21 protein-coding genes are annotated in these 19,002 nt (G+C 67.6%); 17 read left to right on the top strand and 4 right to left on the bottom strand.

What is annotated here, in order from left to right; all coding sequences use genetic code 11:
• The first annotated feature begins 120 nt into the window (after window positions 1-120).
• From CA236_RS13535 to CA236_RS13585, 10 genes are all read left to right on the top strand, one after another.
• On the top strand, window positions 121-1,239 hold the full coding sequence (locus CA236_RS13535) for an efflux RND transporter periplasmic adaptor subunit (protein ID WP_093068043.1): 1,119 nt from the start codon (window positions 121-123) through the stop codon (window positions 1,237-1,239).
• Entirely contained in the window at window positions 1,236-4,319 is a 3,084-nt protein-coding gene (locus tag CA236_RS13540; RefSeq protein WP_093068046.1) for an efflux RND transporter permease subunit, read from the top strand. Before CA236_RS13535 ends, CA236_RS13540 begins: the two co-directional genes overlap by 4 nt.
• Window positions 4,316-5,653, top strand: a complete 1,338-nt coding sequence (locus CA236_RS13545) for a TolC family outer membrane protein (protein ID WP_093068048.1) — start codon at window positions 4,316-4,318, stop codon at window positions 5,651-5,653. The genes CA236_RS13540 and CA236_RS13545 overlap by 4 nt, the downstream gene beginning before the upstream one ends.
• Window positions 5,654-5,778: 125 nt before the next feature.
• Window positions 5,779-6,048, top strand: a complete 270-nt coding sequence (locus tag CA236_RS13550; protein ID WP_093068051.1) for a hypothetical protein — start codon at window positions 5,779-5,781, stop codon at window positions 6,046-6,048.
• A 99-nt stretch (window positions 6,049-6,147) separates the two neighbouring features.
• The gene (locus CA236_RS13555) at window positions 6,148-6,900 is read left to right on the top strand and encodes a response regulator transcription factor (protein ID WP_093068054.1); all 753 of its coding nucleotides are present in this window, start codon (window positions 6,148-6,150) and stop codon (window positions 6,898-6,900) included.
• Window positions 6,901-7,807: 907 nt separating this feature from the next.
• A complete protein-coding gene (locus tag CA236_RS13565; RefSeq protein ID WP_093068059.1) occupies window positions 7,808-8,194 on the top strand; it encodes a hypothetical protein in 387 nt (128 codons plus the stop codon).
• The gene (locus tag CA236_RS13570; RefSeq protein WP_093068062.1) at window positions 8,194-8,649 is read left to right on the top strand and encodes a hypothetical protein; all 456 of its coding nucleotides are present in this window, start codon (window positions 8,194-8,196) and stop codon (window positions 8,647-8,649) included. Before CA236_RS13565 ends, CA236_RS13570 begins: the two co-directional genes overlap by 1 nt.
• 6 nt (window positions 8,650-8,655) lie before the next feature.
• Window positions 8,656-10,362, top strand: a complete 1,707-nt coding sequence (locus tag CA236_RS13575) for a RecQ family ATP-dependent DNA helicase (protein ID WP_206430573.1) — start codon at window positions 8,656-8,658, stop codon at window positions 10,360-10,362.
• Window positions 10,363-10,457: 95 nt separating this feature from the next.
• Complete coding sequence (locus tag CA236_RS13580; RefSeq protein WP_093068065.1) at window positions 10,458-10,670, top strand: hypothetical protein; 213 nt, start codon at window positions 10,458-10,460, stop codon at window positions 10,668-10,670.
• Between the two features lie 12 nt (window positions 10,671-10,682).
• Window positions 10,683-11,672: a GGDEF domain-containing protein gene (locus tag CA236_RS13585; RefSeq protein WP_093068067.1), complete on the top strand. Its 990-nt coding sequence runs from the start codon at window positions 10,683-10,685 to the stop codon at window positions 11,670-11,672.
• A 7-nt stretch (window positions 11,673-11,679) separates the two neighbouring features.
• Here the strand turns inward: CA236_RS13585 and CA236_RS13590 are convergent, their stop codons facing one another.
• The 4 genes from CA236_RS13590 to CA236_RS13605 all read right to left on the bottom strand — a co-directional run bounded on the left by CA236_RS13590 (window position 11,680) and on the right by CA236_RS13605 (window position 13,735).
• Window positions 11,680-12,405, bottom strand: a complete 726-nt coding sequence (locus tag CA236_RS13590) for an SOS response-associated peptidase family protein (RefSeq protein WP_241212660.1) — start codon at window positions 12,403-12,405, stop codon at window positions 11,680-11,682.
• 79 nt (window positions 12,406-12,484) lie between these two features.
• Entirely contained in the window at window positions 12,485-12,775 is a 291-nt protein-coding gene (locus tag CA236_RS13595) for a hypothetical protein (protein ID WP_241212661.1), read from the bottom strand.
• Window positions 12,776-12,819: 44 nt separating this feature from the next.
• A complete protein-coding gene (locus CA236_RS13600) occupies window positions 12,820-13,296 on the bottom strand; it encodes a hypothetical protein (protein ID WP_093068072.1) in 477 nt (158 codons plus the stop codon).
• Between the two features lie 55 nt (window positions 13,297-13,351).
• Window positions 13,352-13,735: a hypothetical protein gene (locus CA236_RS13605; RefSeq protein WP_093068075.1), complete on the bottom strand. Its 384-nt coding sequence runs from the start codon at window positions 13,733-13,735 to the stop codon at window positions 13,352-13,354.
• Window positions 13,736-14,059: 324 nt separating this feature from the next.
• Between CA236_RS13605 and CA236_RS13610 the strand changes: the two genes are divergently transcribed.
• From CA236_RS13610 to CA236_RS13640, 7 genes are read left to right on the top strand one after another with little or no spacing between them, the layout of a single operon-like run.
• Window positions 14,060-14,380 carry a TrbC/VirB2 family protein gene (locus CA236_RS13610; protein ID WP_093068078.1) on the top strand — a complete coding sequence of 107 codons (321 nt, stop codon included), beginning with the start codon at window positions 14,060-14,062 and terminating at the stop codon, window positions 14,378-14,380.
• 35 nt (window positions 14,381-14,415) lie between these two features.
• The gene (gene traL, locus CA236_RS13615; protein ID WP_093068081.1) at window positions 14,416-14,700 is read left to right on the top strand and encodes a type IV conjugative transfer system protein TraL; all 285 of its coding nucleotides are present in this window, start codon (window positions 14,416-14,418) and stop codon (window positions 14,698-14,700) included.
• A 1-nt stretch (window position 14,701) separates the two neighbouring features.
• Window positions 14,702-15,277, top strand: a complete 576-nt coding sequence (locus CA236_RS13620) for a type IV conjugative transfer system protein TraE (RefSeq protein WP_093068084.1) — start codon at window positions 14,702-14,704, stop codon at window positions 15,275-15,277.
• Window positions 15,274-16,086, top strand: coding sequence for a type-F conjugative transfer system secretin TraK (locus CA236_RS13625; RefSeq protein WP_125945986.1), 813 nt, complete (start codon window positions 15,274-15,276; stop codon window positions 16,084-16,086). The genes CA236_RS13620 and CA236_RS13625 overlap by 4 nt, the downstream gene beginning before the upstream one ends.
• Entirely contained in the window at window positions 16,083-17,402 is a 1,320-nt protein-coding gene (locus tag CA236_RS13630; protein ID WP_125945987.1) for a TrbI/VirB10 family protein, read from the top strand. The genes CA236_RS13625 and CA236_RS13630 overlap by 4 nt, the downstream gene beginning before the upstream one ends.
• Window positions 17,403-17,436: 34 nt before the next feature.
• Window positions 17,437-18,243, top strand: a complete 807-nt coding sequence (locus tag CA236_RS13635) for a DsbC family protein (RefSeq protein WP_125945988.1) — start codon at window positions 17,437-17,439, stop codon at window positions 18,241-18,243.
• Window positions 18,240-18,998 (top strand): conjugal transfer protein, encoded by a 759-nt coding sequence (locus tag CA236_RS13640; protein WP_125945989.1) that lies wholly within the window; start codon window positions 18,240-18,242, stop codon window positions 18,996-18,998. Before CA236_RS13635 ends, CA236_RS13640 begins: the two co-directional genes overlap by 4 nt.
• Window positions 18,999-19,002: the final 4 nt, after the last annotated feature.

The raw sequence follows: 19,002 nt of genomic DNA on the forward strand, positions 1-19,002 counted from the left end.
ACGGATGGCTGACACAAAGTGACACGGAGTGTTGCGAAGCCCGCACACCCGCGCGGGGTGCGGCCTCTACATCGTCCCCCTCGCGGGCGCCTTGCGTGCGCCCCCTTCAGGGAGTCCGCCATGCCGTCCGATCCGCGCGCCGGCGCGCAGCAGCCCGCTTGTCGTGCTTGGCAAGGCGGCGCGGCCGCGATGCTGGCGCTCGCCCTTGCCGCCTGTGGCGAGCCGGAGCCGACTCCCGTCGAGGTCCGCCCGGTGGCGGCGATGACGGTGCAGACGGGGCAGCGCGAGGCCGAACTCACCTATCCCGGAGAGCTGCGGTCGGGCTATGAAAGCGCGCTGAGCTTTCAGGTGGCGGGGCGGATCGTCGAACGTGCGGTCAGCACGGGCGACACGGTGAAGCGCGGGCACTTGCTCTACCGCATCGACGCGCTCGACTATCAGCGCAATCTCGACAGCAGCACCGCGCAGCGCCAGGCGGCGGCAAGCGCGGCGCAGACTCAGAACGCCAATCTCGCGCGCAATCGCGCGCTGCTGGCCGAAGGGTTCATCTCGCAGGCGGAATTCGATCAGCAGCGCGCCTCGACCGACCAGGCGCGCTCGCAGGTGCAGGTCGCCGATGCGCAACGCGCAACCGCCGCCACGCAGCTCGGCCGCACCACGCTGACCGCGCCGCGTGGCGGCGTCATCACCCAGACGACCGGCGAGGTGGGGCAGGTGGTCAGCGCCGGGCAGAGCGTGCTGACGCTGGCCGATCCGTCCAGGCCCGAGGTGTCGATCGCGGTGGCGGAAGGCGACGTCGCCACGCTGTCGCGCACGCAGGAGATCTACGTAACGATGTGGTCGCGGCCCGACAAACGCTATGCGGCGCGGGTCCGCAGCGTGGCGGGCGCCGCCGATCCCGCGACGCGCACCTTTGCCGTGCGGCTGGCGGTCAGCGCGCCGCCCGGCGAGCTGCGCTTCGGCGAAACCGCGCAGGTGCATGTCACGCGCGACGTCCCCGCGACCGACGCGCTCACCGTGCCGCTGACGGCGGTGCGCGGCGAGGGCAAGGGAACCATGGTGTGGGTGATCGACCGCGCCAGCATGACCGCGCGCAAGCGCCCGGTGCGGATCGTCTCGGCGAGCGGCAACCAGCTGCTCGTGCGCGGCCTCAGGCCCGGCGAGACGATCGTGACGGCCGGCGTCCACCTGCTGCGCGAGGGCGAGAAGGTGCGGATTGCCGAGGTGCCCAAGGCATGAAATTGCCCAACCTGTCCGAATGGGCGCTGCGCCACCAGCAGTTCGTCGGCTTCCTGATCGCGGTCGCGGTGGTGATGGGGGCGATGTCGTACCTCAACCTGGGCCGCAAGGAAGATCCCGAGTTCGCGGTCAAGTCGATGCTGATCAGCGTCGGCTGGCCCGGCGCCTCGGCGCAGGAAGTGGCCGAACAGGTGGTGAAGCCGATCGAACAGGCGCTGACCACCAACATTCCCGACATCGACTATATCCGCAGCAAGGCGCGCCCGGGCCAGGCGACGTTGAACATCACCTTGCTGCCGACCACGCCGGCGGGCAGCATCCCCGACCTGTGGTACACCGTGCGCAAGACGGTGGCGGATCATCGCGGCGACCTGCCCGACGATGTGGTCGGGCCGCAGTTCAACGATGAGTTCGGCACCACCTTCGGCAACATCTATGCGGTCACCGGCGACGGCTTCGCCTATCCGACGCTGCGCCGCTACGCCGAGGAACTGCGTGATCGCGTGATGCGGCAGCCCGACGTCGGCAAGGTCGACCTGCTCGGCGAGCAGGACGAGGCGGTCTATGTCACCTACGACAGCGCGCGGCTGGCGATGCTGGGGGTGTCGAGCCAGCAGATCGTCGAGGCGCTGCGCGGCACCAATGCGGTCAACCCCTCGGGCGTGCTCGAACTCGGGGCGGAGCGCGTGCGCCTGACCGTAAAGGGCGATTTCGACGCGCTGGCCGACATCGCCGCCACGCCGATCGCCGCCAACGGCAAGACGTTCCGCCTCGACGCCGTGGCGCGGGTGACGCGCGAGCCGGTCAATCCCGCAACGTTCCAGATGCGCTTCGGCGGCAAGGATGCGGTGGGTGTCGCCATCGCGCTGGCGTCGACCGGCGACGTCGACCGGATGGGCGAGGATCTGACGCGGATCGTCGGCGACTATGCCCGGACGCTGCCGGCGGGCGTGAAGATCCACACCGTGTCGGATCAGACGCATGTGGTGGCGGATTCGGTCGGCGAGTTCACCCGCTCGCTGATCGAGGCGATCGTGATCGTGCTGGCGGTGAACTTCCTCTCGCTCGGCTGGCGGCCGGGGATCGTGGTGGCGTTGTGCATTCCGCTGGTGCTGGCGATCACCTTCGTCGGCATGGAATATCAGGGAATCGATCTGCAGCGCATTTCGCTGGGCGCGCTGATCGTCGCGCTGGGGCTGCTGGTGGACGATGCGATTATCGTGGTCGAATCGATCAGCAGCCATCTGGAGGCGGGCTGGACGCGCGCGCGGGCGGCGGTGAGCGCCTTTCGCGTGACCGCGATCCCGATGCTGATCGGCACGATCATCACGATCGTCGGCTTCCTGCCGCTCGCGATCTCCAAGGCGACGGCGAGCGAATATGTGAAATCGCTGTTCCAGGTGGTGGCGCTGTCGCTGGCGATCTCGTGGATCGTGGCGGTGATCTTCACGCCGTTCCTCGCCTATCATCTCCTGCCGCAGAAGCCCGACGCGCGCGACGATGCCGGCGAGCCGGAGGAGCAATATGGCGGGCGCTTCTACGACCGGCTGCGCGGCGCGATCGACTGGTGCCTCGACCGGCGCGTGCTGGTGGTGGGGGTGAGCGCGGCCCTGTTCGTGGGATCGGTGCTGCTGTTCCGCGTGGCGGTGCCGCAGCAATTCTTTCCCGCCTCCGAACGACCCGAACTGGTGGTCGACCTCAACCTCAACGAGAATGCGAGCTTCGAGCAGACCAAGGCGGTGGCGCAGCGGATGGAGCGGCTGCTGGCGGGCGACGAGCGGATCGTTTCCGTCACCAGCTATGTCGGGGGCGGCTCGCCGCGCTTCTACCTGCCGCTGAACGTGCAGACGCCGGACATCGCGCTGGCCGAGCTGGTCGTCGTCACCCGCGACGAGGAAGCGCGCGAGGAGGTGTTCGCCAGGCTCCAGCAATTGTTCGCCAGCTCCTTTCCCGAAGCGCGCGGGCGCGTGAGCCGGCTGGAGAACGGCCCGTCGGTGGGTCAGCCGATCCAGTATCGCGTCGCCGCCCGCGACCTCGCCACCGCGGCGCCGCTCGCGGAGAAGGTCGCGGCATTGCTGCTCGCCGATCCCAATGCGCGCAGCGTGACCGACGATCTGGGCGAGCCGCTGAAGACGATGCGGATCGAGCTGGATCAGGACAAGGTCCGCGCGCTGGGGCTGTCGACCGAGACGGTGGCGCAGTCGCTGCAGGCGGCGATCGGCGGCGCGGTGGCGACCACCTTCCGCGACGGCGACCGGTCGCTCGACGTGACGATGCGGCTCGCGCGCGCCGAGCGCACCGATCTCAGCCGCGTGTACAATCTGCCGATCGCCACGGCCGAGGGCGCGGTGCCGCTGTCGCAGATCGGGCGCATCCGCCCCAACGCCGAGCCGTCGATCCTCTACTGGCGCGGCGGCCAGCCGACGATCACCGTTTCCGCCGATGCCGAGGGAGTCGAGCCGACCGAGGTGATGAAGCGGCTGGCGCCCAAGCTCGACGACCTGCGCGCGACCTTGCCCGACGGCGCCTCGATCGTCGTCGGCGGGACGCAGGAGCAGAGCGCGATCTCGCGGCAGGCGACGCTGGCGGCGGTGCCGATGTCGATCTTCATCATCGTGCTGCTGCTGATGGTCCAGTTGCAGGACGTGCGCCGCATGCTGGTGGTGCTGGCCACCGGCCCGCTGGCGCTGATCGGCGTGGCGCTGATCATGGCGGCGTTCCAGATCCCGTTCGGCTTCGTCGCGATGCTCGGCGGCCTGTCGCTGTTCGGCATGGTACTGCGCAATTCGGTGATCCTGATCGCGCAGATCGACGTGCTGTCGGCGCATGCCGGCTCGCTGCGCGAGGCGGTGCGCGAGGCGGCGGTGCATCGCTTCCGCCCGATCATCCTGACCGCGCTCGCGGCGATCCTGGCGATGATCCCGCTGACCCGGTCGACCTTCTGGGGGCCGATGGCGGTGGCGATCATGGGCGGGCTGATCGTCGCGACGCTGCTCACCATCTTCTTCCTGCCCGCCTTGTACGAACTGGTCTTCGATCGCCGCGGGCATGGCCGGACCCAGGCGGAGGCCCAATCATGACCACTGCGATCCTCCTGGCGGCGGCGCTTGCCGCGCAGGTGCCCGGGCCGCCGATGAGCCTGGGCGACGCGTGGCGCGCGGCGCAGGGGCGCGACCCCGACATCCTCGCCGCCGAGGCGAAGCGCCGTGCCGACCGGGAGGCGGCGACGCAGGCCCGCGCTTTGTCGCTGCCCAAGGTGCAGGCGCAGGGCGACGTGACGGTCACGCGCACCGAGGTCGACGTCAACCTGCCGCCGGACCTCGCGCCGTCGTTCGGCGGCACGCAGACCGGCGGCCGCGCGACGACCAGCGTGCAGGCGGCGATGCCGATCTACGATCTGGGCAACCGCGCCGACGCGACGAAGCTGCGCGCGCGCGCCGCGGCGGGCGAGGAGCAGTTCGACGGCGAGGCGCAGGGGCTGATCCTGCGCGTCGCCCAAGCCTATTTCGACGTGGCCGAGGGCGAGGAGACGGTGGCCAGCTATGCGGCGCAGTTCGACGCCTATGAGCTGCAGCGGCGCGGCGCGCAGGCGCGGTTCGACGCCGGCAAGGCCAAGATCACCGACGTGCGCGAGGCGGAGGCGCAGCGCGATGCGGCGCAGGCACAGCGGCTGGTCGCCGAGGCGCAGCTCGCCGCCGCGCGCGCGACCTTTGCCGAACTCGTCGGCCGGCCGGCGCTGAACCTGGCGCATGTCGGGCCGGACTTCGCCGCCGGGGTGCCACCGGTGACGCTGGACGCTGCCATGGCCGCGGCGGAGCGCGATGCGCCCGCCGTCGCCATCGCCGGGCACAGCGCGCGCGCCGCGGCGGCCGACATCGATCGCTATTCGGTCCGCGGCCGCCCGGTGGTGGAAGGAGTCGCCGGCTATCAGGGGCAGTATCGGCTGGGCGGTTCCAACGACGCCGGCCTGCTGCCGGATACGCTTCACGCCGCCACCGCGGGCGTTCGCCTGACCATTCCGCTGTACGCCGGCGGGGGCATCGCCTCCAAGCGGCGCGAGGCCGAGGCGACGGCCGGGCAGAAGGAGCAGGAACTGGCGGCGGCACAGCGCGATGCGCGGCTGCAGGCGCAGCGTGCCTGGTATGCCGTATCGACCGGCGCGGCGCGCACCGACGCGCTGCGCACGGCATTGCGGTCGGCGGAATTGCAGGAGCGCGCCGCCCGGACCGGCCTGTCGGTGGGCGTGCGGACGCAGACCGACCTGCTCAACGCCCAGGCGCAGCTATTCGCCACCCGGCGCGAACTGTCGGCGCAGATCTACGATTATTTGCTCGCGCAGCTGCAACTCGCCGCCGCCACCGCGACGCTGGACGGGGGTGACCTTGAGCGGCTCGACACCATGATCGCGCGCTAGACGCGAAGCCGCCGCCATCGTCACATTCTGTCACGCGGGCGAACAATCGCGCCCAATTCCATGTGGCGCATTCGGCTAATCGGCAGGCGTCAGTCGAGACACTGGCACCACATGGAGTAACAGTGATGCAGCGACTTATCCTTCCCGTCGTGATGATCGGCATGGTGCCGGCCGTGTCGGCGATGGCGCAGACCGATCCCGCGGCCCGGATCGAAAAGGCGCGCGCCGCCTTCGCCGCCACCGACACGAACAAGGACGGCGCGCTGAGCCTGCAGGAATGGACCGCCGCCGGTCGCAAGGAACGCGGGTTCAAGATGATCGACGCCGATCGTGATGGAAAGCTCACCCCGGCCGAGCTCAAGGCGATCGCCGACAAGTACGGCGCGCGCCGCTAACCTCGGCGCCCCCGTGCCCGCGCCGTCGCGTTCCTCCTCCGCGACGGCGCGGGCTTTTGGCGGACTGGCGAGCAAGCCGATTTCCTCTAGGGTCTTCGCATGGTGAGCCCGAACGACCCCAATTCCTGCAACGGTCGCAACCGGCTGGTCGCGATCGTCGAGGACGATCCCGGCATCCGCGACCTGCTGGCGAAGCTGCTCGAACGGGAGGGCTTCGACGTGCTCGCCTTCGACGCAGCGGCCGGGTTGATGGCGGCGGGCGTGTTCGAGCGGCTGGACTGCCTGATCCTCGACCTCATGCTTCCCGGCGAGGACGGCCTGTCGATCTGCCATGCGCTGCGCGTGCAATGGCCGCGGCTGCCGATCCTGATCGTCACCGCCAAGGACGATCCGCTGGATCGCGTGCTCGGGCTGGAGCTGGGCGCCGACGATTATCTCGCCAAGCCGTTCAATTCACGCGAACTGCTGGCGCGGCTGCGCTCGATCATCCGGCGCACGCGCGATCTGAGCGACGTCGCGGGCGATGCGGTGAATGCCAGCTTCCGGTTCAACGGGTGGCTGCTGCGGGTCGGCGCCCGCGATCTCAGCGACCCGGACGGCAAGCCTGTCACGCTGACGACCAGCGAATTCGATCTGCTGCATGCGATGGTGCTCCATCCGCAACGCGTGCTGTCGCGCGAGTTCCTGATCGACCGCACGCGCGGCGGGGCGGCGGAGACGATCGACCGCGTGATCGACGTGCAGGTCGGCCGCCTGCGCCGCAAGCTGGGCGACGATCCGCGCGAGCCGGCGCTGATCCGCACGGTACGCGGCGACGGTTACCTGTTCTCTCCTCCGGTCGTTCGGTGTTGAGGCGACTGCCGCCGATCAGTCTGCGCGTCCGCATCGGGTTGATCGTCGCGATCCATGCATTGCTGCTGCTCGCCACGTTGCACGTGTTCCTGTGCGGCGTGCCGGGAGCGAGCACGCGCATGTACATCTTGCCACCGGCGGATCGCGTGGCAGCGATCGTCCGTGCCTTTGACGCCGCGCCGCCGAGCGCCTGGCCTGCGCTGGTGCGCGCTTTCGGCGATGACCGACAGGCGCTGCGGCTGCTGCCGGCCTTTCCCGCACCGCGTGCCGCCGTGCGTCACGACGACGCGGCGGCCGCCGCCGCATCGCTCGCGCCAGCGAGGTGGAGCAGGTCGATGGTGAGGAGGAGGCTCTCGTCACTGACGATGCTTCGGAGGCGCCGTGAAGCACGCGCCGCTGGCCGCCCTACCGGTTGCAGCGATGCTGGTCGTGGCGGGTGTGTATGGAGCCGTAGAAAGTCGGCGCTCTGAGGCACCTGTTGCGGAAGCCCAGTCGCGAGCAAGGCAGGCGGCTCAACAGGCGGTGCCGCAGACAATCTTCGTCAAGCCGTGGGACAAGTACATTGAGTGCGGTGTTCAGCAACGCGATTTGCGTGAGTGCCGTCGGGAATACTGGCCGGGGCAGGTCTACCCGGATGAGGCAATCCCGGGCGAGAGGGAGCCCGGTCTAGTCTGGCGATGCGAGAGCGAGCGACGTGACAGGGGATCTCCACCTCAGAAGGTGTGCTACGCCGATGCCAGCGACGCGCGCAAGCGTGCATACCCCTGCCCTCAGACCGTCACCGGTCCCCGCCTCTCGATGGACGAGCCGGTCTGCGCCCCGGCGAAGTCCGTTCGCAATGGTGGGAAAGCCTGACGAGCAGCACTGGATAGTGCTACGCTAGGCTCGGAAACGGGGAGACGGCGGGGTGAAGGTAGCGTTCCTGATCGCGTTGGCGGTGGTGTCGCAGCCCGCTTTGGCGAAGGGGAGATCCGGTGTCACGGGCTTCACCTGCACCGCGAAAAACGGCGAGACCAAGCGGCTCAACGTGGATCTGAAGCGCGGCCGGTACGACCAGGGCGAGGGTAAAAAGCGGCTCGCGCGCGTGACCGACGGCACGATCGTGATCGACGCCCCGAACCCGGACCTGATGCGGACCTCGATGGGTCCGGTGCTGCGGACCGTCTCGCTTGATCGCACGACGCTCGTGCTGACGGACGAGACCCTCATCCCCGATCGCTCCATCAATCGCACCACGAGCTATCAGTGTGCCATGGGGCCGGCTGTCGACTTTACCGCCGGTCGGCGGTTCTAATGGCTGTGGAGCAGGCGCATAGCCCCGATGGCAGCGCTTCGAACGACAGCCACACTCTCACGTGGTCCGTCGACGGCTCAAGGTTCGAGCTGCAGGTTGGCAGCGACGCGGCGCGGCTCTGCCTGCCGGACGGGCAGCTGATCGATCTAACGAACCGGGAGTGGGCGGGTCTCGCCAACGCGATCGGGATGGTCGTGAAGACGCCCAAGCAGGTCACAAAGCCGGTCGCGAGGAAACAGTCCACCCAGGAGAAGGGGATCAACACCGGCGTCCGCTGGACCGAGGGCGACGACGCGGACCTGCTGCAGCGCTGGTCGAACGGGGCCACGCTCTCCGAGCTGATGACCCGCTTCGACCGTAACGAGGGTGGCATCACGTCGCGCTTGGTCAAGCTGAAGGCAGCGCCGACCCGGGAGGACATCCGCGTCGAGAACGAAAGGCGCCGGGAGGGCTGAACCCGCGTGAACGTGATCTCGCCCCCGTTGTCGCCGGCCCGTCCGGTCGGAGACGCGCCCGCCGCGTCGATCTGGGCCGAGACGCGCCGCGTCGTCCATGCGCGCGACTGTTATCGCTGCACCAGCTGCGGCTGCGAAGTCGGCCGCGACGCCGATGTTCACCACCTGTTGCCGCGGTCAATGGGCGGGACGGACGAGCTCGCGAACCTCGTGACGCTCTGCGACGGCTGCCACGCGGCTCATCACCCGATGCTTGCAGGCGGTCTGGCGCGGCGCGTGATCGAGCGCTGGGCTGTCCGCTTGGCGCGTCTCTTCGGCGGCGCACACGAGCTCGATCAGGCAACCGAGTATCTCGGCCCGGGGCTCCGCCTACTAGGCGTTGAGCGGTTCCGGGAGGGCCAGCTGGCGGTCGTGCAGGCCGCCCTGCAGGGCAAGTCGGTCCTGGTCGTTCGTCCAACGGGATCGGGCAAGACGCTCTGCTTCCAGCTGCCGGCGATCCTCCGGGCTGGACCGACCGTGGTGGTCTCACCCCTCAAGGCTCTCATGAGTGAGCAGGTGGCGTCGTTGCTCCGCAAGAAGGTCCCCGCCAGCTTCGTCAACAGCGACCTCTCGATGGAGGAGAAGAAGCTCCGCTACAGCCTGCTTCGCCGCGGTGCGATCAAGCTGCTGCACCTCGCGCCCGAACGGTTTTTCGTTCGGAGCGAAGCGGAGCGCGCGCGTCTTGCCGAGCTTCGTCCTGCCTTCCTAGTGGTGGACGAAGCTCATTGCGTCGACCAGTGGGGAGCGGACTTCCGGCCGGAGTATAGCCGGTTGGGCGATATCCGGCGTCAGCTCGGCAACCCGCCCGTTCTCGCCTTCACGGCGACGGCCGGGCAGGAGATGCAAGCGCGGATCCTCGCCTCGCTCGGCGCTGAAGACGCAGAAGTGTTCGTCAGCGGGGTCGACCGGCCCAACATCACGCTCCTGCGCTGGGCCGTCGCTGAGGACAGCAGGGCAGCGAAGATCGCGCAGCTCCTCGCGTTGCCGTTGCCCGAAGGCGGCAAGGCGATGGTGTTCGTGCCCTCCGCCCGGGTTGGAGAGGATCTGCAGGCCGCGCTTCGTAGCCTGGGCATGAACGTCCCGCTCTACCATTCGCGGCTCGGCCGACCATTCGAGCGCGAGCAGCTGGTCAAGCGCTTCACCAACCAGAGCGAGCCGGCGATCGATCGCATCATCTCGACGTCGGCGTTCGGCATGGGGATCGATGTTCCGAGCCTCAGGCTCGTCATCCACTGGCAGGCTCCCGCATCGGTCGAGGACCTGATGCAGGAGCTCGGCCGCGCCGGACGCGATGGCCTGCAGGCGGTCTCGATCGTCATGCACGACAATGCGTCCGACGGCCGCGACGTGAAGCGGCTCCGGTTCATGGCGGACCTCGCCGGCAAGGACCAGGAGCAACCCGATCCGGCTGCGCGCGAGAGCCGCATGCGGAAGATCGACCAGGTGTCCGCGATGATGCGCGAGGAGAGCTGCTATCGCCGGCAAATGGTCGACTATTTCGGGGGCAAGCAGCGCCAGCGCCGATCGCTCGCGGTGCGGATCCTCGAATGGCTGTTCTCCACCCGATCACGGGTGAAGAGGACGGCGCATTGCTGCGACTTCTGCGATCGAGAGAAGATCGGCTCCGAAGTGGACTATACGGCGATGCTGCTGGGGGCAGGTGCGCGGCGCTGAGCGGCAACTCCTGTTCGTTTTCGACGCAGTTCCCGTTGCGTGTCTTTAGGCCAAGGTTAACGCAGATGCGATAAGCCCGTCATGGAGGCCTGCATATGGACAACGAGACGATCCTCGCTGCAACCGCGCTCGCCCGCGAGGCGCTGGCCCTCCTCGATAGCGTCGGTGCGTCGACGTCAGCCTGCTTTCTCCAGCAGGCGATCGATGTGATGACCGACGCCCCAATCCCGACGACGATCGAAGAGGTCGAGGCCGCATTTGCCACGCCGGAGTGCGCCGCGCTTCTCGAACGGCTTGAGCGGTACTGAGCGAGCGTGTCGATGTCGGACCCCAGCAGCACGCCCAAGCGCCGGCAGCCGAGCGCCGAGATCCTGCGCTTTCTTGACGATCACCGGCTCGACCATACGCCAGACCACTACGCATCCGCGCACCGCTACCTCTTCGGGAACGATCGCGCGCTTGAAGCTGGTGTCCAAGCGATCATCGACGGCGGGGTCAGGATCAGCCCCGCCGAAGTCGAGAAGCTCGGGGCTGCCGTCACGCCGGAACCTGAGAACGACGTCGCGCCCCAGCTCGATCAGGTCACCGTTCGGGTCCTCGACATTATCCGGGACACACTTGATGCGACGGGCGGTCTCAATCGGGATCTCGTCAAGGCATCTGCGGCCTTGCTGGCCGACGATGCGGCGAACGTCCGCGTGGTTGTCGGCGCTATGATCGAGCGCACCGCCTCGGCCGAGAAGCGCCTTGGCGAGGCGACGCAGCAGGCGCAGCGGCTCCGCCAGGAGCTCAACGCGCTGCGGAGCGATGCGAACAAGGACCGTCTCACGGGACTGCTCAATCGCGCCGCCCTCGAGGACTATCTCGCCGCTGCGACGGACGGTTGTGTCGCGATGGTCGATGTCGATCACTTCAAGACGGTGAACGACACCCATGGCCACGGTGTGGGCGATCGTGTCCTGAAGGCGGTCGCAAGCGCGCTGGCGGACGCCTGCGCGCCGCACGTCGTCGGGCGTTGGGGCGGAGAAGAGTTCGTCGTCCTCTTCGAGCGTAGCGACCTGGTTGCGGCACAGGCGAAGGTCGATCAGGCACGGAGCGTCCTCGCTGGCAAGCGGCTCCGCCTTCGCGAGAACGACAAGCCGCTTGGATCCGTGACGTTCTCGGCCGGTGTCGCGGCGCGTCGTGGCCGTTTGCCCGAGGACTGGATCTCCGCAGCGGATGAGCTGCTCTATCGAGCAAAGGCGCAGGGCCGGAACCAGGTCGTCGCGGAACGCGCCCTCGTCGACGTCGCGGCGGCCGTGGCCCGCTGATCGCGGCTCAGGCGTCGATCTCAATGAGATTGTCGGGCGGGGTCTCCTCCTGTCGGACCATGGCGCCGGCATAGGGCCGGATCAGCTCCGTCGCCTCGTCCAGCGAGCCGTCGAGCCATGTCGTGAACGCCGTCGGCTGCAGGATCGCAGGCATCGCCTTCTCGTGCCACGGCCGAACGAAGTCGTTCGGGCTGGTAGTGACGAAGGCGTAGGCCTCGCCTCTCTCGGTCGGCCTCCACAGGCCCGCGAAGAAGCCGATCGGCTGATCCTGGAGGGCAAACCACATCTGACGCGGCTTGCCATCGTCGCCCTTTCCCCCCTCCGGGTGCGGCTCCGCGAACCAGGTGAACGGGACGATACACCTCCGGGCGGGTATCTTTAACGAGCCACCCCACAGTGGCGAGCGAAGGTTCCTCGCATTCGTCACGTACTTGTCGAGCTTGACCTCAGGGTTGCGCTTGCTGGGCACCTGGGTGGGGAAACCCCACTCCATAAGGACCATCTCCAGCGGGCGATTGCCGGCAGAGCTCCGGCGCACGACCGGTCCCATCCGCGCCGTCTTTTTGCCGGTCGGGAAGATCTCCCGCGTCGGAGGGAATACCTCATCCGGCGCAAAGGGCGGCTCTAGGCCGCACGCCCGCATGACAGCGGCCTGCTTCGCGGAAATCCGGTATCTATTGCACATGGGATGAACCTGCGCGCTGGCGCGGCCGCGCGCAATCTCCGATCCCAAGTGCCACTGTAATGCGAAGTGCAATGCGCCTTGCAGTGCAGTCTGAAAGGCGGCGGTAGGCGCAACGGTCGCCGCCCTACTATTGCCCCGGATCACTCTCCCCAACCGGCTCTGGCTTTGGGGCGTGGCGCGGCGACATGAACTCGGCCCACAGGAACATGTCGCTGTTGATCAGCTCGAAGACGGCGTTGATGGTAGCCTCGCGAGACGGAAGCCCGAAGTTACCCTTGATCCGCTCAACAACGTCCAGCGATGTGGGGGATAGCGCCACGGTCGAACGCCGGTAGCCGGCATCGTACTCACGCTGTTTCTTGCGTCGCATCGACGCGGTGCTCGGCTTGAGCACCTCTCGTTTTCGGGTCTTCGTCATGGCCCGTTGTAGCGACTCGCCGGGCTAAGTCGATTCCAGTCTCGTCAGGAGACGCCCTGGCCGGGGAAGTGGCTCTGGACAAAGGCGGTGGCGAGTGAGGCTGCTGCAGCGCGAGCGGTCGCCTCGACGCGTTCGGCCGTCAGGTCCTCGGCGGCCGCGAGATCGGCGATGCCCTTCCCGTAGCCGCACTGGACCATGATCTGGTCGAAGAAGGTGATGGCGGTCGTGCAGGCCGAATGGAACTTCGGGTCGAAGTAGCTCATGTGCGAGTAGGCGATGTCCACTGCGAACATGGCGCGGACCGGATCGATGCCCAGCGCTTCAACAAATTGATCGATGATCGGACCCGTCAGGGGCGTGGTCCCGGCTTTCAGTTTGTTGGTGAGGCTGAGGCTGCGTCCAATGCGCGACGCCATCTCCTTGTTCGGGATGCGTTGGCGCCGCCAAGCCTCGACGATAAGTTTCCGGTAGCGGTCAAGCCGCTCCGTTCGCTGCACGTCTGTCTGTTCCAGATCCCGCATGTCACAACCCCCCAGGGTGTCGCGGACGACTATACGGCGGTATAGACGGGAGGTGTCAACCCTCTTTTAACGAACAAGTTCCGTCCGTTTTGGATGTAAGATGCGGAAAGATGCTGAGCAGCCCAACGGTCATCGTAAATTGGGTCGCTGCCGGCTTGCCGTCGTCCCCTCCGGCGCGGATGCGGGCCGCTTGGAAGAGCTCCTTCTGGCTGTGCTGGACTCGAAGCGTGACCCTGATGTCGCCCGACTCGTCGAACTCGCGGGCTCGCGCCAGCAGCTCGCCCACGTCAGGCGTAGCCATGAAATATTCCAGCCCTTTCATTGTAGTAGCAGAGATCGGCTCAAACCGCTCGACGGCAATCGAGTGCGAGCGCATGGCATTGGCGGCCAGCTCGAAGAGCCGCGGTCCGACCCGAAACGTGTAGATTACCTGTGCCATGTCTGCGGCGCACCCTATGCCTCATCGGGCGCGGGTTCCAGCGATCCGGCAAACCGGTAAGGAAAAGAAACAGGCGTCGACCGCGGCGTCGTCGCGTCCTGCGTTGACGCGGATCAACCTTGGATCGGCCCCAATAGTGTAACCGGGTTACACTGTGAGTAATGGGCTTACACACCCGTGCAGCCCGCTTACATCAAGATATAATCCCGTTACACAGAGTGTGTAGTTATTTGAGCAAGTTCACTTAACGCTTGCACCAAGCATAGGTTTCCAGTTCCTTAACAATGACGACGCGGATTGCTTCGTCTTGTTAGGGAGAAAACCATGTCTGCACTCGCGCTTCAGAAGGACCGTACGAACGGCATCCTTCTGGGCCTGGCGATCATCGCGGTCGTGATGATGCTGGGCGCTTCGGCCGCCTTCGCCGGCGCCGATACCACCTTCAATACCGCTCTCACGAAGTTCACGGACTTCCTCGAGGGCTCGGGCGGCAAGATCATCACCGTGATGAGCCTCGCCGGCGGCATCGTCGCGCTCGCGTCGGGTCGCTTCAGCCTCGGCCAGGTCGCGGTTCCCGTCGCGGTCGGCGTCGGCGCCGGCACCGGCGTGCCGATCGTCACCTCGACCGTCACCGCGACGATCTGAGGTCGAAGTAACCGCTGGGAGGGCGGTGCGCGCTTATGGACCGGTACACCATTCCTTCGCATCTGGATGACCCGGAGCTGATCGGCTTCTGGACGCTGGACGAGTTCCTCGCGATGGCGATCCCGTTCGTCTGGGGGATCCTGACTCAGCACATCCTGATCGGATTGATGGTCTCACTCCTTGGGTGGTGGGGTTTTCGCAAACTGAAAGCTGGGAAAGCCTCCTCGTGGGTTCTCCACATGGCTTACTGGCACCTCCCCCAAGGGTTTACCGGTCTTAAGGCGACACCGCCTTCCCACCTTCGCGTGATGGTGGGCTGAGATGGATTACAGTGTCGGGCTCGCGCAGTCGCAGCGGGTCATCAAGCAGCGCAATACCCTCGGGATTGTCGCCCTGGTCCTCGCCGCGCTGGTGGTGGTCCTGTTCCTGGTCGGAGCGACCCGCGATCGCGAGATTGTCCTCCAGCCGATCGTGCGGACCCCGCTGACACTCTCGTCGAGCGGCGTGTCCGAGGATTATCTCGAGATGGTCACGCGCGACACGGCGCTGATGGCGCTCAATCGTAGCCCCGAGAACCTCGATTACTGGATGAAGTCGATCCTCGCGATCGCCACGCCGGAGTCGCACGGCGCTCTCAAGCGCGACCTGATGAAAATCGTCGGCGAGCAGTCCGGCTCTTCGATCAGCCAGTATTTCACCCTTTCCAGCATGAAGGTCGACCCCGAGAAGCTGACTTCCGAGGTCTCCGGCACGCTGCACACCGTCGTCGGCTCGAAGGCGGTCACCGCCGAGCCCAAGACCTTCCGCTTCTTCTGGGCGTACAGCGGCCTTTCCCTGCAGCTCAAGGGCTTCGGGATGGTGACCAAGGACGATGCCGCCAACGGAGGCGACGCATGACGCCCTTTTTCGCTTACGGGCTGATGGCGGGCGGTGCCGCTGTCGCTTCCCGCCTGTGCCTCGTCTCGCGCGGCCTCGGCGCTGGCATGATCGTCATCGGCGCGGTCGCTCTCGCGGCTCCAGCCTGGGCGGACGAGCGCGTGCTCGCCAAGGACAACAGCGAGGTCGCCTGCACCGTCTCCAAGAGCGGCCTGACCCGCGTCAGCCTCAAGGATGATCGGTTCGCCAGCGTGTCCAAGCTCACCACGGGCGTGGAGACCGACGACTTCACCGTCGTGAACGAGCCGACCCGCGGCGACATCTACCTGTCGGTGCCCGAGGGCTTCTCCCGCTCGCGGGTGTCGTTCTTCGGCACCACGGCTAAGGGCTACGTCTACAAGTTCGCGTGCCGTCTCGGTGCCGACGACGCCCAGCAGGTCTTCGTCGAGAACAAGGACATCGTCGGCGAGAACGGCCCCGAGGTCGCCCAGGTCGCTGCTACGCCCCAGGAGGCGTCGGCGTCGCTGGTGCAGGCCATGTACCAGTCGGCGTCGCTCGACGGCTTCGACATCCTGCCGAGTCGGATGGATGCCGTCATGATCGGCACGCTCAAGGTGCAGATGATCTCGGAGTATCGCGGGGCTTCGCTCGCCGGCCGGGTGCTCAAGATCGAGAACAAGGGTCGTGAGCCCGTCTCGCTGGGCGAGGGCACGATCGCCCCGTCCAATGCGATCGCGGTGAGCGTCGCCAATCCTCAGCTCAAACCCGGTGAGGCGACGACGGCCTATATCGTCACGCCTGCCGGTCTCGCGAACGGAGCCCGGCCATGAGCCTCGCAGACATCTTTAAGCGCAAGCCCAAGCAGCTCGATGCCGACCCGGAGGATGGCGACGGCAGCGAGATGATGGCCGGCAACGAGGCCGTCCGAAAAAAGCAGATCCTCCTCATGTCGGGAGGCGCCGCGATCGCGCTGGTGCTGGGCTCCTGGTACATCATGGACGACGACAAGGCGGAGCTGGTCACCGACGCGAGCGGCAAGGAGACCCGGATCGCGACCGACGACATGGTCAACAAGAACATGTCGCAGCGCGAGTGGCAGGCCGCGTCTGAAGCTCAGATGCAATCGATGAACAACCAGCTGAAGTCGGTCGACGGCCAGGCGGCGCAGATGCGCGCGCTACAGGAGCAGGTTGCGGCCCTCCAGGGCCAGAACTCCTCGATGGCGTCCGACGGGCAGCGCGTCATGGGTGCCTACCAGCAGGAGAACGACCAACTCCGCCAACAACTCGCGGCGCGCAGCGCCCCGGCGCCGGCGCCTGTCCCGGCCCCCATGTACGGGCCGATGGGACCGCAGAACTATCGCGGACCGTCGGCGCCGATGACGGCCGGTGAAGCGGCCGCGGCCGCGGTCGCCTCGTCGCGCCAGATCAAGCTGGTGTCGTTCGAGGGCGGCCCGACCGGCACCGCGACGCGGATCTCGGGTGGCAGCACCAGCTACACCGACAGTCCCAACTACCTTCCGCCGAACTCGATCGCGACGGCGAAGGTGATCGTCGGCGTCGACGCCTCGGCCGGAGTGCAGTCGCAGACCGATCCCCTGCCCGTTGTGCTTCGCATCACCGGCCCCGCGCGGTCGGTGTACCGCGACGGCAAGCTGCTCACGACCCGCATTCAGGGCTGCCTCGTCAACGGCGCAGCGCGCGGCGATCTCAGCAGCGAGAAGGTCTACGTCAAGCTGCAACGCATGACCTGCCCGCAGGCGAACGGCCGCTATGCCGTGTCCGACGTGAAGGGGTTCATCTCCTTCGCGGGCAAGACCGGTGTCCGTGGCCGCGTGGTGAGCCGCGAAGGTGGCCTCGTGGGGCAGGCCTTCCTCGCCGGCGTCGCCGGTGGGTTCGGGCGCGGCTTCTCCGCCAATACCGACGCTATCCTGAATGGCACCAACGTCGTCGTGAACGGCAAGCGCCAGCAGCTCGGCGTCGGCGAGCTCGCGCAGGGCGGGCTCGGCAACGGCGTCGCGCAGTCGGCTGACATGGTCAGCAAGTACCTGATCGAGCGCGCCGAGCAGTACCAGCCCGTCATCGAAATGCCGACCGGCATCAACGTCGAGATCGTCTTCCTCGAAGGCGTCTTCATCCAGAACTGACCCGGCCGCGTCGGGAGCGAGAGGCGTAATGGACATGGCACAAGGATCACTCCTGGCAGCGCTCGGCGGCATCGCGATGCTGACCGGGAGCGCTGCCGCCCCGACTGCGACGCAGGTCGAGGCCGCGCTGAAGGAGCGCCTCCCAAAGACCAAGGTGTCGTCGGTGGACTGCTCCAAGGTCGACGGCTTGTGCGAGGTGGTCGCCGGGCAGAACCTATTCTACGTCGACCGCAGCGCCCGCTTCCTGGTGATCGGCCGCGTGTACGACATGCAGACCCGCCAGGACCTCACCGCGGCGAGGCTCCTCGCGCTCAACCCCGATATGCTCGTCGGCACCGCGGCGCGGGCCAACGCCGCGGCAGAGGCCCCCGAGGCGCCGGCAGCCGGAGGAGGCACCCGCGTCGCCCAGCCGGCGCTGGCGCAGCGGCTCGACCTGTCCCGCCTGTCGGACAAGGGCGCGATCACGTGGGGCAGCGGCCCGCAGACCGTCACCGTCTTCTCCGACTTCCACTGCGGCTACTGCAGGGCGCTGAGCCAGGCGCTGGAGACCATGAACGTCAAGGTGATCGAGCGGCCGATCTCGGTGCTCGGGAGCCGCGAGATCGCGGACCAGGTGCTGTGCGCGCGGGACCGGCACGCCGCGGTGCGCGCCGCCTACGCCCAGGACCCCATCCGTCCCGGGCCGAAGTGCGACACCAGCGGTCTCGACGAGAATGAGGCGTTCGCGCGGGCGCACGGGCTGAACGGCACCCCCGTGATCGTCCGCTCCGATGGTGCGGTGATCGAGGGGTTCAAGCCGAAGGCGGTCCTCGCGCAGTGGCTGAAAGGAGCCAAATCATGAAGAATGCAGTGATCCGCCTCCCGGCTTGCCCGGTGGCCGACTACCGTCCGCGCCGTATGCGGCTCGCCGGCGTCCTCGCCACGGCAAGCCTCATGGTCCTGTCGAGCTGCACGACCTTCGGCACCAACATCAAGGGCAGCTTCGCCTGCGGTGCGCCCGAGGGCGGCAGCTGCGCGCCGGCGACGGTCATCGACGACAAGGCGCTGCTCGAGATCACCGGCGATACGAGCTTCCAGCCCGCGGGTCCGTTTACGGTCCCGGCGCAACGCGCCGCCCCCCAGCGGGTGGCGTTCGCGTCGAGTGCGCCCGCGGCGATGTCGCCCCAGAAGGTCCTCCGCATCGTATTCCCGGCGCACGTCGACGCGCTCGGCCGCTTCCACGAGACCAGCGTGGTCCAGGCGATGGTCGACAATGGCCAGTGGCTCGCCGCGACGAACGGCCATGGACCCGGTCTGGCCGCCACCAGCACGCTGAACGTCAGCCCCGAGATCCTGTCGCAGCTCGGAACGCCGATCCCCGAGCAGGCGCGCGAGGTGTCGGCGGCTGAGACCACGCCGCAGCCCGCTGCGACGGCCGTGGCGTCCGCTCCGACGGTGGGCGCCGTCGCAGCCGCACGAGCGAAGGCGCGCACGGCGTCGAAACCCTCCCCGGCGGCCACGGCCCAGGCAGGCGGTGGCGAGCCCTCCGGATCGCGCCTCGCCTCAACCGCCCCTGCCAATCGTCCGGCGTCCTTCAATCCTTCCGTGGAGAACTGAGACC

The sequence above is a fragment of the Sphingomonas sp. ABOLG genome, from assembly GCF_003950435.1.
Lineage (GTDB): Bacteria > Pseudomonadota > Alphaproteobacteria > Sphingomonadales > Sphingomonadaceae > Sphingomonas > Sphingomonas panaciterrae.

What these genes read in the sequence shown, in the direction of transcription:
- CA236_RS13545 (WP_093068048.1), top strand. Translation starts at nt 4,316, where the DNA reads ATGACCACTGCGATCCTCCTGGCGGCGGCGCTTGCCGCGCAGGTGCCC.
- CA236_RS13625 (WP_125945986.1), top strand. Translation starts at nt 15,274, where the DNA reads ATGACGCCCTTTTTCGCTTACGGGCTGATGGCGGGCGGTGCCGCTGTC.
- CA236_RS13605 (WP_093068075.1), bottom strand. Translation starts at nt 13,735, where the DNA reads ATGGCACAGGTAATCTACACGTTTCGGGTCGGACCGCGGCTCTTCGAG.
- CA236_RS13630 (WP_125945987.1), top strand. Translation starts at nt 16,083, where the DNA reads ATGAGCCTCGCAGACATCTTTAAGCGCAAGCCCAAGCAGCTCGATGCC.
- CA236_RS13585 (WP_093068067.1), top strand. Translation starts at nt 10,683, where the DNA reads ATGTCGGACCCCAGCAGCACGCCCAAGCGCCGGCAGCCGAGCGCCGAG.
- CA236_RS13640 (WP_125945989.1), top strand. Translation starts at nt 18,240, where the DNA reads ATGAAGAATGCAGTGATCCGCCTCCCGGCTTGCCCGGTGGCCGACTAC.
- CA236_RS13600 (WP_093068072.1), bottom strand. Translation starts at nt 13,296, where the DNA reads ATGCGGGATCTGGAACAGACAGACGTGCAGCGAACGGAGCGGCTTGAC.
- CA236_RS13550 (WP_093068051.1), top strand. Translation starts at nt 5,779, where the DNA reads ATGCAGCGACTTATCCTTCCCGTCGTGATGATCGGCATGGTGCCGGCC.
- CA236_RS13610 (WP_093068078.1), top strand. Translation starts at nt 14,060, where the DNA reads ATGTCTGCACTCGCGCTTCAGAAGGACCGTACGAACGGCATCCTTCTG.
- traL (WP_093068081.1), top strand. Translation starts at nt 14,416, where the DNA reads ATGGACCGGTACACCATTCCTTCGCATCTGGATGACCCGGAGCTGATC.
- CA236_RS13595 (WP_241212661.1), bottom strand. Translation starts at nt 12,775, where the DNA reads ATGACGAAGACCCGAAAACGAGAGGTGCTCAAGCCGAGCACCGCGTCG.
- CA236_RS13635 (WP_125945988.1), top strand. Translation starts at nt 17,437, where the DNA reads ATGGCACAAGGATCACTCCTGGCAGCGCTCGGCGGCATCGCGATGCTG.
- CA236_RS13555 (WP_093068054.1), top strand. Translation starts at nt 6,148, where the DNA reads ATGGTGAGCCCGAACGACCCCAATTCCTGCAACGGTCGCAACCGGCTG.
- CA236_RS13535 (WP_093068043.1), top strand. Translation starts at nt 121, where the DNA reads ATGCCGTCCGATCCGCGCGCCGGCGCGCAGCAGCCCGCTTGTCGTGCT.
- CA236_RS13570 (WP_093068062.1), top strand. Translation starts at nt 8,194, where the DNA reads ATGGCTGTGGAGCAGGCGCATAGCCCCGATGGCAGCGCTTCGAACGAC.
- CA236_RS13540 (WP_093068046.1), top strand. Translation starts at nt 1,236, where the DNA reads ATGAAATTGCCCAACCTGTCCGAATGGGCGCTGCGCCACCAGCAGTTC.
- CA236_RS13580 (WP_093068065.1), top strand. Translation starts at nt 10,458, where the DNA reads ATGGACAACGAGACGATCCTCGCTGCAACCGCGCTCGCCCGCGAGGCG.
- CA236_RS13620 (WP_093068084.1), top strand. Translation starts at nt 14,702, where the DNA reads ATGGATTACAGTGTCGGGCTCGCGCAGTCGCAGCGGGTCATCAAGCAG.